General features: G+C 73.1%; 9 protein-coding genes. 5 read left to right on the forward strand and 4 right to left on the reverse strand.

The genetic code is table 11. The annotated features are described in order from the left end of the window. The first annotated feature begins 11 nt into the window (after positions 1–11). A complete protein-coding gene (locus ACGF3I_RS21915) occupies positions 12–1,040 on the forward strand; it encodes a hydroxyacid dehydrogenase (RefSeq protein WP_393134498.1) in 1,029 nt (342 codons plus the stop codon). Here ACGF3I_RS21915 and ACGF3I_RS21920 read toward each other — a convergent pair. The 3 genes from ACGF3I_RS21920 to groES form a co-directional block, all read right to left on the reverse strand. Further along, entirely contained in the window at positions 953–4,492 is a 3,540-nt protein-coding gene (locus ACGF3I_RS21920; protein WP_393134500.1) for a hypothetical protein, read from the reverse strand. The genes ACGF3I_RS21915 and ACGF3I_RS21920 overlap by 88 nt on opposite strands. Positions 4,493–4,578: 86 nt before the next feature. Continuing rightward, the gene (groL, locus tag ACGF3I_RS21925) at positions 4,579–6,207 is read right to left on the reverse strand and encodes a chaperonin GroEL (RefSeq protein WP_393134502.1); all 1,629 of its coding nucleotides are present in this window, start codon (positions 6,205–6,207) and stop codon (positions 4,579–4,581) included. 135 nt (positions 6,208–6,342) lie between these two features. Beyond that, positions 6,343–6,651: a co-chaperone GroES gene (groES, locus tag ACGF3I_RS21930; protein WP_120721868.1), complete on the reverse strand. Its 309-nt coding sequence runs from the start codon at positions 6,649–6,651 to the stop codon at positions 6,343–6,345. A 234-nt stretch (positions 6,652–6,885) separates the two neighbouring features. On the opposite strand from groES, the gene ACGF3I_RS21935 reads away from it, so the two are divergent. The 4 genes from ACGF3I_RS21935 (at position 6,886) to ACGF3I_RS21950 (ending at position 11,753) form a co-directional block, all read left to right on the forward strand. Beyond that, positions 6,886–7,575: a response regulator transcription factor gene (locus tag ACGF3I_RS21935; protein ID WP_393134505.1), complete on the forward strand. Its 690-nt coding sequence runs from the start codon at positions 6,886–6,888 to the stop codon at positions 7,573–7,575. Then, positions 7,565–8,956, forward strand: coding sequence for a sensor histidine kinase (locus ACGF3I_RS21940; RefSeq protein ID WP_393134507.1), 1,392 nt, complete (start codon positions 7,565–7,567; stop codon positions 8,954–8,956). Before ACGF3I_RS21935 ends, ACGF3I_RS21940 begins: the two co-directional genes overlap by 11 nt. Before the next feature lie 161 nt (positions 8,957–9,117). Further along, a complete protein-coding gene (locus ACGF3I_RS21945; protein ID WP_393134509.1) occupies positions 9,118–10,338 on the forward strand; it encodes an LCP family protein in 1,221 nt (406 codons plus the stop codon). Then, positions 10,326–11,753 (forward strand): FtsW/RodA/SpoVE family cell cycle protein, encoded by a 1,428-nt coding sequence (locus tag ACGF3I_RS21950; protein WP_393134511.1) that lies wholly within the window; start codon positions 10,326–10,328, stop codon positions 11,751–11,753. Before ACGF3I_RS21945 ends, ACGF3I_RS21950 begins: the two co-directional genes overlap by 13 nt. Here the strand turns inward: ACGF3I_RS21950 and ACGF3I_RS21955 are convergent. Continuing rightward, positions 11,744–12,565 (reverse strand): polysaccharide deacetylase family protein, encoded by an 822-nt coding sequence (locus ACGF3I_RS21955; protein ID WP_393134513.1) that lies wholly within the window; start codon positions 12,563–12,565, stop codon positions 11,744–11,746. The two genes, ACGF3I_RS21950 and ACGF3I_RS21955, sit on opposite strands and share 10 nt — an antisense overlap. Between the last annotated feature and the right edge of the window lie 20 nt (positions 12,566–12,585).

The raw sequence follows: 12,585 nt of genomic DNA on the forward strand, positions 1-12,585 counted from the left end.
CGAGTCCCACCATGCACCACACCACTGACAACCGGCCCGCCCTGCTGCTCGCGATGGGCCCCGGCATCGCGGACCGCCTCCTCGCCGAGCGCCACCGCAGCCGCCTGACCGCCCTGACCCGCACCGACCCGCGGCTGGTCGCCCACGACCTCGCCCGCCCCACCCCTGCGGTGGCCGCAGCCCTCGCCGAGGCCGAGGTCCTGCTCACCTGCTGGGGCGCTCCCCCGCTCACCGCGGACGTGCTGGCCGCGGCCCCAGAGCTGCGCGCCGTGGTCCACGCGGCCGGCTCGGTCAAGCACCACATCACCGAGGCCTGCTGGGAACGCGGCATCGCGGTGACCTCGGCGGCGGCGGCCAACGCACTGCCGGTCGCCGAGTACACGCTGGCCGCGATCCTGTTCGCGGGCAAGGAGGTGCTGCGCTCTGCCCAGCACTACGCGGAGTTGCGTACCGCGCCCCAGTGGCTGAGCGAGACCGGGCGCACCGGCAACTACCGGCGGACCGTAGGTCTGATCGGCGCGTCACGCATCGGACGGCGCGTGATCGAGCTCCTGCGCCCCTTCGACTTCGACGTCCTGCTGCACGACCCGTACGTGAGCGGAACCGAGGCCGCGGCGCTGGGCGTCGAGCGGGTGTCGCTCGACGACCTGTGCGCCCGCAGCAGCGTCGTCTCCGTCCACGCGCCCCAGCTCCCCGAGACCCACCGCATGATCGACGCCCGCCGCCTCGCCCTGATGCCGACGGGCGCCACCCTGATCAACACCGCCCGCGGCTCCCTGGTGGACGAGCCCGCCCTGCTGGCCGAGCTGATCGAGGGCCGCCTGCACGCGGTCCTGGACGTGACGGACCCCGAACTCCCGCCCCGCGACAGCCCGTTGTACACCCTCCCGAACGTCCTGCTGACCCCGCACATCGCGGGCTCCCTGGGCAACGAGCTGCACCGCATGGCGGATCAGGCACTGGACGAGGTGGAGCGCTTCGGGTCGGGCCTGCCGTTCGCCGACCCGGTGCATCCACTCTCGCTGGACAGGTCGGCGTAGTCGGGCCGGGCGCCGAGTACCTCCTGGGCGGCGACCAGCGCGGCCTCGGGACTGTGCCGCACCAGCTCGGGCAGACAGCGCACCCAGCTCCCCCTGCGCAGGGCCTCCGCGAGAAGGGTGCGGGCCTCGGGGGCCGGCGACCAGTGGGCCAGGGCCGCCAAGGCCGTGGCGGCCCCGGCCCTGGAAGTGATTCCCCCCGCCCGGGCGTACGCCCTCGGTCGCTCGCCGCTCTCGGCGAGGGCGGCGACAAGATCCACCTGGGCTGCGGTCGCGGCCGGACCCCGCACCCGTTCGACCAGGTTCTCGGCCCGCTCGGCCTGCCCCGAGGAAACCAACGCCCGCACGAAGTCGCCCACTTCGGAACCACCGGCCCGGGTGAAGCCGACGACGACCTCCGCCTGCGAAAGGTGCAGGTGAGCCGCCTCGCGGTCACCGACCTGGTGGAAAGCTCGGGCCAGAGCGGCTGAGGCACGGACGCTCGGAGCGAATCCGGCGGCCGATGCCGCTCGGGCCAGCAGCGTGGCCGCTTCCGCCTCCCGTCCGTCCCGGTGCAGGCACCGGGCGATGTCGGCCAGCGCCCCGGCCTGCCCCTGCAAGGTCGCGCATTCGGCCAGCTTCAGAGCTGTGTCGTACGCACCCCTCTCTGCCGCGCGTGCGGCGGCCACGACGGCGAGCCACCCGCCGTTCAGCTTCGCCTGGGTGCGCCCCAGCCTCTCGACCTCGTCGAAGCTCCCGGCATCGGCCCGCGCCCGCACCAGCTCGCCCAGCAGGAGTTCCACCTGCTGGGGGCCGGGCGCCAGGTGCGCCAGTACCTCAGCCCGTTCGAAGTGCCCCACGGACGCGAGCGCGCGAAGGACGACGAGGAGGAGGTGCCCCGCTTCCTGTCCCTGGGCGTCCAGGCGCCCCAGGGCCGCGTGGAGCCGGTCCTCGATCCCCTCCAGTGCCGCCTCGGCCCGCTCGCACCAACCAGCCGCGGCCAACGCGGCCGAGACTTCCGCCTGTTGCTCCACCTCCGATGCAGGTGAGGCGCCGTGCAGGAGGTGCGCCTCGGCGACGAGCCCGACCGCCCGTTCCTTCAGGCCCACGCGTCCGAGTTCCGCGGCGATACTGACCAGAGGTCCCGGGTCGTCGTCCTGTTCCGCGAGCAGGCGGGCGATGCGCAGGCCCCGCTCGACCTCTCCCCGCCGCACCATCGCACCGGCCACGTGGCCCAGTACGTCGGAGAGCGACGTCGCATCGCTCATCAGGCGGGCGAAGCGCATGGCGGCCTCGACCTCGCCCGACAGGGCACAGGCTCGGGCCACCTCCCAGACCCCCTCGGAGAAGTCCAGTCCCCGCAACCGCCTGAGGACTGCTCTCGCGCCGTCGAACTCTCCGGCCCTGGCCAGCGCCGGCAGAAGGAGGATGCCGGTCCTCGCGCCCCGCCCCTGCGCAAGGGCGTCCGTGATGAGCCGCAGTCCTTCGGTCACGTCGCCGAGTTCGACGAGGCCCTCGATGAACTGTCGCCGAAGGACACCGGGTCCGGCCGCCCGCGCCTCATGGATCAGTTGCTCCGCCCGCGCGGTGAGGCCGGCCCGTCGCAGCGCGGCGGCCACCTCCAGCAGCGCCGCGCCCCGCGCAAGCTCCACGGAACGGGCCGCCCGCTCCGCGGCTTCGAAGTCACCGTTCCGGGCGAAGGCAGTTGCCCGGACGTGGGCTGCCCTGACGTCCGAGATCCGGTGTCTCGTCAGAGCCTGTCCCACGTACGCGGGTTGCCCGGCCCGCGCCAGTTCCTCGACGACCCGTCTGGCGAAGACCGGGTAGGGCAAGACCCAAGACCCCTGTACGTCACCGGCCACGGCCATGGCATCGGCGCATCGGCCCGCACGGATCAGCCGCAGGCAGACCGCCCCCAGTTGCCGGTCACGCCGGACGTCCTGAGGGAGCTCCCGTGCCGCGTCCGCGGCGTCGGTCAGGGCGCACACCTCCCTGTCGCGTTCGCCGCCGCGGCCCAGCTCGTCGGCGATGTCGATCAGTGCGGAGACCCTCATGTGGGGTTCCGGCAGCGCGAGGGCGGTCCTCCTGGCCCTGGGCTCGTCGCCCAGGGCCACCCAGACCACCGGGAGCGGCAGAGGGGTCCGTTCAATGCGCTCGGTGAGGGCCGTTCGCTTGATGGCCAGACGCAGCAGGCTCAGCAGCTGGTCGTCCTGGCCGGGGTCGAGGAGTTCCTCGGTGGCCCGGATCTGCTCCACGGCCTCCGCATCGCCGCCCGTGGCATCCCGCATGCGGCGATGCAGCGCGTCGTCGCCGGCGCACAGCAGCATGCGCTCCACGTCCCGGCGCATGCGCAGCATCAGGAAGTAGCCCCGCATCAGGTACTCCGGCGTCGACGCCGGCCAGCCGAGGCGGCGGTGCTCGGCGAACCAGTCGTGGAGCTGGTCCCGGCAGGCGTCCAGCGCCCGGTGCCCCAGCATCTCCACCGCCTGGCGCTGCAGTTCCTCATGGCCCAGCAGGACCACCTCGGACCGCGCGTCCTCCCCCTCCGTCCCCGATGCGGAACGCCGCAGCGAGAACGTCCGTCCTGCCTTGCTGCGCAGGAGGTCCTTCACCTCGTACGCGGTGGCGCCGGTGAGCCGGGCGAGGTCGTCCATCGTCAGACCGCCGCCGGCCGCGACGATCAGACCGAGCAGTGCCCGGTGCAGGTCCCCCGCCGTGAGGAAGCTCTTCAGCTCGCGCTCGGCCTCGTGCCTGATCGCCTTCGCCGAGGGTGAGGGGGTGAGCAGCCGCACCACGTCGGGGCTGCGCAGCGGATGGCCGTGCGCCACGTCGGGAGGCAGCGGCGGGTTGAGCCGGCCCGCGCACAGCACCCACAGCCCGGCCGTCGTGTCCATGGGCAGGAGACTCGCGATGCTGTGCGCGTCGGGGCCGGTGTGCACCCCGTGGTCCTCGTCGAGTCCGTCCACCAGGAGCACCAGGCGCTCGCGCCGCTCGGCGCAGATCCGGGCGGCCCGTTCGTACAGCGCGAGCAGGTGGGCCGCCCGGACCGTGGCGGGCAGGAAGGCGGGAAGCGCCTCCCCCGTCAGCTCGGCCAGCTGTTCCAGGACGACATCGACGTACGCCACCACATCGTTCTGCGCCCCGGACCGCGCGGTGACGAAGAACGGTACGACACGCACGCCCTCGGGCGGATGCAGGGCGAACCACGCCAGCAGAGCGGTCTTGCCGGCCCAGGCGTCCGCGCGCCACCAGGCGTACCCGGGGGTGGAGTCGGCGCGGCAGAACTTCGCAAGCTCCGCCAACTCGGCTTCCCGGCCCACCAGTTGGGACGGGGCCATCCGGCGGACATGCTCCCAGTACGCCGACCGGACCGCGGGCGCCGACCCCTGGGTGACGTAGACCGTGTTGCGGTCCCCGACCACCGCCGCGCCCACCACGTCGCTCAGCTCGACCGTCCGCCCCGCGTCCTCCCCCATATGCCCATCATGCCAACGCCGAAGGCCCGGCACCCCCCGAAGGGGACGCCGGGCCTCTGGTGTGCGGGGCTACCGCTGACCGGGGGTCAGTGGGAGTGGCCGTGACCGTGGCCGTGACCGGCCTCGGGCTCCTCCTCGGCCGGCTTCTCGACGACCAGGGTCTCGGTCGTGAGCAGCAGGGAGGCGATGGAGGCGGCGTTCTCCAGGGCGGAGCGGGTGACCTTGACCGGGTCGATGACGCCGGCCTTGACCAGGTCGCCGTACTCGCCGGTGGCGGCGTTGAAGCCGAAGCCCTTGTCGAGCTCGCTCACCTTGGAGGTGATGACGTAGCCCTCGAGGCCGGCGTTCTCGGCGATCCAGCGCAGCGGCTCGACGACGGCGCGGCGCACGACCGCGACACCGGTGGCCTCGTCGCCGGTCTTGTCGAGGTTGCCCTCGAGGACCTTGGCGGCGTGCACCAGGGCGGAGCCACCACCGGAGACGATGCCCTCCTCGACCGCGGCGCGGGTCGCGGAGATGGCGTCCTCCAGACGGTGCTTGCGCTCCTTGAGCTCCACCTCGGTGGCGGCACCGACCTTGATCACGCACACGCCGCCGGCCAGCTTCGCGAGGCGCTCCTGGAGCTTCTCGCGGTCCCAGTCGGAGTCCGTGGCCTCGATCTCGGCCTTGATCTGGGCGACGCGGCCCTCGACGTCGGCCTTGTTGCCGCCGCCGTCGACGATCGTGGTGTCGTCCTTGGTGATGGTGACGCGGCGCGCGGTGCCGAGCACCTCGAGACCGGCCTGGTCGAGCTTGAGGCCGACCTCTTCGGCGATGACGGTCGCACCGGTGAGGGTGGCGATGTCCTGCAGCATGGCCTTGCGGCGGTCGCCGAAGCCCGGGGCCTTGACGGCCACGGCGTTGAACGTGCCGCGGATCTTGTTGACGACCAGGGTGGAGAGCGCCTCGCCCTCGACATCCTCGGCGATGATCAGGAGCGGCTTGGAGGCGCCGGCCTGGATGACCTTCTCCAGGAGCGGCAGCAGGTCCTGGATCGAGGCGATCTTGCCCTGGTTGATCAGGATGTACGGGTCGTCGAGGACGGCCTCCATACGCTCCTGGTCGGTGACCATGTAGTGCGAGAGGTAGCCCTTGTCGAAGGCCATGCCCTCGGTGAACTCGAGGTCCACACCGAAGGTGTTGGACTCCTCGACGGTGATGACACCGTCCTTGCCGACCTTGTCCATGGCCTCGGCGATGAGCTCGCCGATCTGCTTGTCCTGGGCGGACAGCGCGGCGACGGCGGCGATGTCGGTCTTGTCCTCGATCGGACGGGCGGTCGCGAGCAGCTCGTCGGAGACGGCCTTGACCGCGGCGTCGATGCCCTTCTTCAGGGCGGCCGGGGAGGCGCCGGCGGCGACGTTGCGCAGACCCTCGCGGACCAGCGCCTGGGCCAGCACGGTCGCGGTGGTGGTGCCGTCACCCGCGATGTCGTTGGTCTTGGTCGCCACCTCCTTGACGAGCTGGGCGCCCAGGTTCTCGTACGGGTCGTCGAGCTCGACCTCGCGCGCGATGGTCACGCCGTCGTTGGTGATGGTGGGGGCGCCGAACTTCTTGTCGATGACGACGTTGCGGCCCTTGGGGCCGATCGTCACCTTCACGGTGTCGGCAAGCTTGTTGACGCCGCGCTCAAGGGCGCGACGGGCGTCCTCGTCGAACTTCAGGATCTTCGCCATGGGAGCGGTTCAGCCCTCTCGAAACTCGGGTTAATGACACTGCGCCCCTCGCCGCCCGGCAATCAGCGGGGTGACCAGGGGCGCAGCTCTCAAAGCATTCGCTTCGAACGCGAAGTACTCACGTACTCCGGTGAATTACTTCTCGATGACCGCAAGCACGTCGCGGGCCGAGAGGACGAGGTACTCCTCGCCGTTGTACTTCACCTCGGTGCCGCCGTACTTGCTGTACAGCACGATGTCGCCGGTGCTGACGTCGAGCGGAAGGCGCTCGCCGTTCTCGAAGCGGCCCGGGCCCACGGCCAGGACGACGCCCTCCTGGGGCTTCTCCTTGGCGGTGTCCGGAATGACCAGGCCGGAGGCCGTGGTCTGCTCGGCGTCGAGCGGCTGGACCACAATGCGGTCCTCGAGCGGCTTGATGGCAACCTTGGAGCTGGTGGTCGTCACGATCCGGTCTCCCCCTTCGGAGATCTCACGGGGTTAACTGTCTGGGGTGGCGACCAGGTGGATCCGTCGTCGCGGGTGCCGGACCTGCCCGTCGCTACTTGGCACTCTCCGGTGGGGAGTGCCAGAAGCGAGACTAGGACGGCGATTAGCACTCGGTCAAGCGGAGTGCCAATGTGCCACCGCCGCGGCGGATCGCGCGGGGCCCGCCTCCGGGCCTGTGTGACCCTGGAGGGCATGCGCATTCTGGTCGTCGAGGACGAAACCGGGCTCGCCGACTCGCTGCGTCGGGGCATCTCCGCCGAGGGGCACTGGGTCGACCTCGCCCACGACGGCCACCGCGGGCTCGACCTCGCGCTCACCGGCGGGTACGACGCGGTCGTGCTCGATCTGATGCTGCCGGGGCTCAGCGGCTACGAGATCTGCCGCCGGATGCGCGCGCTCGGCGATCCCACCCCGGTCCTGATGCTGACCGCGCGCGACGGCGAGTACGACGAGGCCGACGGGCTCGACTCGGGGGCGGACGACTATCTGACCAAGCCGTTCTCGTTCGTGGTGCTGCTCGCCCGGCTGCGGGCGCTCGGCCGCCGGGCGGGCGCCGAACGCCCGGGCCCGCTCCAGGCCGGTGACCTCACGCTCGACCCCGGCGCCCGGCGCTGCCGCCGGGACGGCCGCGAGATCGAGCTGACCGCGCGCGAACTGGCCGTCCTCGCCTGCCTGATGGCCGAGCCGGGACGGGCCGTGACCAAGCAGCACGTCCTGGACGAGGTCTGGGACGGCGGCACGGGCACGGCCGGCGGGATCGATCCGAACATCGTCGAGGTGTACGTCTCCTCGCTCCGCAAGAAGATCGACGCCCCGTTCGGGCGCCGGTCGATCCTGACCGTGCACGGCGTCGGTTACCGGATGTCCCCCGATGGCGGCTGAGCCGCGCCGCCGGACCGTGGGGCGGCTGCTGCCGAGGACCGTGCGGGGCAAGGTGGCCGCTGCCGCGGCCCTCGCGATGGCGCTGCTGCTCGCCGCGGGCGGGATCTGGCTCTTCCTCGTCCTGCGCTCCAATCTGCTGGACAACACCACGGGCCGCACCGAACTGGCGGCCCGCAAGGTCGCCGCCCAGGTCGACGCCGGGACCGTACGCCCGCAGCTCCCGCCGCCGGACGACGGCGTGGACCTGGTCGTGGTCCTGGACGAGCGGGGCCGGGTGAGCGCGGCGAGTCAGCGCACCGGGGCCGCCGCGGAGCTGGCCGGGCTGCGCCCGCCGCCCGGCCGGGACTCGGCGTCGCGGGTCCTGAACGAGGGCGGCCGGCACGAGGTCGCGGTGGTCGTCCGCGCCCAGCTGCCCGGCGGGCCCGCGAGCTACGTGTACGGCACGACCGTCCTCAACGACGTGGACGACGCCACCGGCGCCATCGGCTGGGCGCTGCTCGCCAGCGCCCCGCCGCTGATCGCGCTGGCCGCCGCCATCGCCTGGGCCGGCACCGGGCTCGCGCTGCGCCCGGTCACCTCGATCCGCACCGAGCTGGCCGAGGTCAGTTCGAGCGAGCTGGACCGGCGGGTGCCCGATCCGGGCGGCGGTGACGAGATCGCGCTGCTCGCCCGGACCGTGAACGCCACCCTCGACCGGCTCGAACAGGCCCATGTCCGCCAGCGCGAGTTCGTCGCGGACGCCTCGCACGAGCTGCGCAACCCGATCGCCGCCGTCCGCTCGCGGCTCGAAGTCGCCCTGACGTCACCGGACTTGGCCGCCGTCAGGGCCGCGCTCGACGACACCGAGCGGCTCCAGCGGATCGCCGCCGACCTGCTGCTCCTGGCCCGCCTCGACGCCCGGCACCGGCCGCTCGCCGAGCCCGTCGACCTCGCGCTCATCGCCGCCGAGGACACCGCGCGCCGGCGCGCCGCCCGGGTCCCGGTACGGCTCGCGGCCGACGCCCCCGTACCGGTGCGCGGCGATCCCGCGCAGCTGGAGCGGATGCTGGCCAACCTCGTCGACAACGCCGTGCGTCACGCGCGGACGGCGGTACGGGTGCGGGCCGCGCGCGAGGGGGACGGCGCGGTCGTGGAGGTACGCGACGACGGGCCCGGGGTGCCGGCCGCCGACCGGGCGCGGATCTTCGAGCGCTTCGTACGGCTCGACGCGGCCCGCGCCCGGGAGAGCGGCGGCACCGGGCTCGGGCTGGCTATCGCCCGCGAGATCGCGCGGGCCCACGGCGGTGAGCTGACGGCGGGAGCGGGGCCGGGCGCGGTGTTCACGGTGCGGCTGCCGGCGCGGCGACCGGACGAGGTCGCGCAGGAGCGGGCGGGCGCCTGAGAGGGCGGCCCGGTCCGGGGGCCGGGCGCCGTGCGGGTGTCCGGCCCGTGGGGGCGGGTCCCCGGCTGGTGAGCGCCCGCGCGTCCGGGCGGCCCGGGTTCTGAAGGCGTCTTCAGGACCTTCAGGATTCCTTCAGCGCCCCGGGCCAAGGATCGGTCGGCGTGAGCCATCGCCGAGAGAGCCGCAGCCCCGCCGACCGAGAGCGCCGCAGCCGGGGCGGCCGCCGCAGGAGACGTTCCGGGCCGGTGCGCCTGCTGCGCGCGTTCGTCGTGTGCGCCGTCGCCCTGGCGCTCTGCGCCCTGGCCGGCGGCTGGTACCTGTACCGCGACCTGGCCGGGAGCATCGGCACCTCGCGGGCGCTCGGGGACGGCGCGCCCAAGTCGGTGGGCGGGGACACCAACATCCTGCTGATGGGCCTGGACAGCCGCAAGGACCAGAACGGCGACGACCTGCCGCCGGAGGTGCTCGACAAGCTGCACGCGGGCAGTTCCGACATCGGCGGCTACAACACCAACACCCTGATCCTGCTGCACGTCCCGGCCGACGGCGGCAGGGCGAAGGCGTTCTCGGTGCCGCGGGACGACCTGGTCGACATCGCCGGACACGGTCAGGACAAGATCAAGAAGGCGTACGGCCTGGAGAAGGCCCGCACCGAGGAGAAGCTGGCGGCCGAGGGCGTCACCGACGGACGGAAGCTGGAGACGGCGGGCCGCGAGGCCGGGCGCCGGGCCGAGATCGAGACCGTACGCGCCTTCCTGGGGGTGCCGATCGACCACTTCGCCGAGGTCAACCTCGCCGGTTTCTACCATCTGGCCGACGCTCTGGACGGGGTGACGGTCTGTCTGAAGCACCCCGTGAAGGACCGGTACTCGGGCGCCGACTTCCCGGCCGGGAAACAGACCCTGAACGGACAGCAGTCGCTCGCCTTCGTACGGCAGCGGCACGGTCTGACCGGGGGCGACCTGGACCGCACCCGCCGTCAGCAGGCCTTCCTCGCCTCGGCGACCCGGAAGCTCGACTCGGCGGGCACCTTCACCGACCCGGTCCGGCTGCTGCACCTGCTCAACACCGCCAAGCAGGACCTGGTGACCGACCAGGGCTGGGACCTGCTGTCGTTCCTCAAGCAGGCGAAGAACCTGTCGGGCGGCAACGTGCAGTTCACGACGCTGCCGATCGAGCGGTTCGCCAAGCACCGGGGCGAGGACGTCAACATCGTCGACCCCGCGAAGATCAAACGGATCGTCGCGGAGGCGGTCGCCCCGGTGCGCTCCACCCCGCCCGCGCCCCCGGCAAGCTCCCCCGCGCCTCCGGGCCCGAGCAGGGCGCCCGAGCCGCCGTCCGGGCCGGTCATCGACGGCGGCGGCATCCCGTGCGTCGACTGACCGGCGGACCGGCCGGGACGGCCGGGCCGGGCCCCGGCGCGCTCCGCAGGCGCCGCGCGGAGGCACTGCTCCTGGTGCTGGTGGTCGCGGTGACCGGTTTCGGCCATGCTGCGGCCTCGATGGCGATGAGTGGTCAACTGCCGCGCTCCACCTATGAGTTCACCGCCAGCATGGCGCTGATCGCCTTGGCCGGCCATGTGGTGGTGCGCCGGTGCGCGGCCCACGCCGATCCGCTGATCCTGCCGCTCGCGCTGTTGCTGTCGGGGCTCGGGCTCGTGCTGCTGCACCGGCTCGACACCACGTACGCGCACAAGTTCCACGCGGGGGCGACCGCTCCGGGCCAGCTGATCTGGACGGTGATCGGCCTGGGGAGCGCACTCGCCGCCCTCGTGGCGCTGCGCGACCACCGCCGTCTCCAGCGCTGCATCCATGTGTGCATGGCGGCGGCGCTCGTGCTCCTGATGGCCCCGGCGTTCTTCCCCGGCGACACCTACGGCGCCAAGCGGTGGATCTTCATCGGCTCGTTCTCGCTCCAGCCCGGCGAGTTCGTGAAGATCATGATCGCGGTGTTCTTCGCGGGCTATCTGGTCGTCCACAAGGACTCGCTCGCCCTGACCGGCCGCAAGGTGCTGGGCGTGCGGCTGCCACCCGGCCGGCGGCTCGCGCCGATCCTGACCATCTGGGTGCTGAGCCTGCTCGTGCTCGTCTTCGAGCGCGACCTGGGCACCTCACTGATCTTCTTCGGCCTCTTCGTGGTGATGCTGTACGTCGCCACCGAGCGCTCCGGCTGGATCCTGACCGGGCTGGTGATGGCGGTGGCCGGGGCGTTCGTGGTCGGCTCGACGGAGCCGCACGTCAAGGGACGGGTGGCCGCCTGGCTGCACCCCTTCGACATCTATCTGCCGCCCGCCGAACGCCCGCCGGGCCTGATCTCCGACCAGGCCGCCCAGGCCCTGTTCGGTTTCGGCAGCGGCGGCCTGACCGGCACCGGGCTCGGTCTCGGCCACCCCGAGCTGGTGGGTTTCGCCGGGCGCAGCGACTTCATCCTGACCACGGTCGGCGAGGAGCTGGGCCTGGCCGGGGTGATGGCCGTCCTCGCGGTGTACGCGCTGCTCGTGCAGCGGGGCCTGCGCGCGGCGCTCGGCGCGCACGACGGGTTCGGCAAGCTGCTGGCGACCGGCCTCGCGGCGGCCCTCGCGCTCCAGGTGTTCGTGGTGGCGGGCGGGGTCACCGGCCTCATCCCGCTGACCGGCAAGGCGCTGCCCTTCCTCGCCAAGGGCGGCTCGTCACTGGTCGCGAACTGGCTGATGGTCGCGCTGCTGCTGCGGATCAGCGACAGCGGAGAGCGTCTCCGCGCAACCCAACTGAGCGATCCGGAGCCCGAGTTGGCGTACGCCGCGACCGCTCAGAGGTAGTCCTCCAGACGGCCCACCGTGAACCCCTGGGCCTGGATCTCGCGCAGGAGGCGCACGGTCGCGCGGGCCGAGTCGCCGCCGGGTCCCGGCAACCGGGTGCGCACGATGTCGCCGGGCCGCAGCGAGCGGGCGCCGTCGGCGCAGCGCAGTCCGTCGGCGGTCATGGTGGCGCGGGAGAGCACCACCGCGGTGATCCCGCACTCCCGTGCGGCCCGCAGGGTGGTCGCGTCGTAGTGGCCGAGGGGTGGTCGCAGCAGATGGGGGCGGGCTCGGGAGCGGGCGGCGGGCAGCTCCTGGCGGCCGCAGATCTCGGCGCGCTGTCCGGCGAGGTCCAGGGCGCGCAGATCGCGGTGGTGCAGGGCGTGGTGGTGCACCCCGGCGCCGAGTGCGCGCAGCTCCTCGACGCGTTCGCGCCCCGGCCCGGCGTCCTCGCCGGCCGGGAACAGGGTGACCGGCAGCCGCAGGTCCCGCACCAGGCGCACGAAGGCCGGGTCGGCGCCCGGCCCGCCGTCGAAGGTCAGGAAGACCACCTTGGCCCGCACCGGGATCCGGTCGACCACGTACGGCAGCCCCGCGGGGCGGCCCGGCGCGTGCGGGGCGGGGGCGAGCGGGGCGGTCAGGCCCCAGCGCCGGGCGGCGACGGCCCGGGCGTCCGGGCCGTCGCGGTGCACGACGCGGTGGGCGGCCTTGCGCCCGAGCCGCTGGAACGGGCCGGCCTGCGCGGCCGGATGGGAGCATCCCGCGAGCGGGCCGAGCAGCGCACCGACGGCGAGCAGCCCGGCCAGGGCGGCCCGGAGCCGGTGCGCCCGCATCACCTCGGCTCCTCGGACCC

It is taken from the genome of Streptomyces sp. NPDC048111 (assembly GCF_043202815.1).
In the GTDB taxonomy this organism is placed as follows: Bacteria; Actinomycetota; Actinomycetes; order Streptomycetales; family Streptomycetaceae; genus Streptomyces.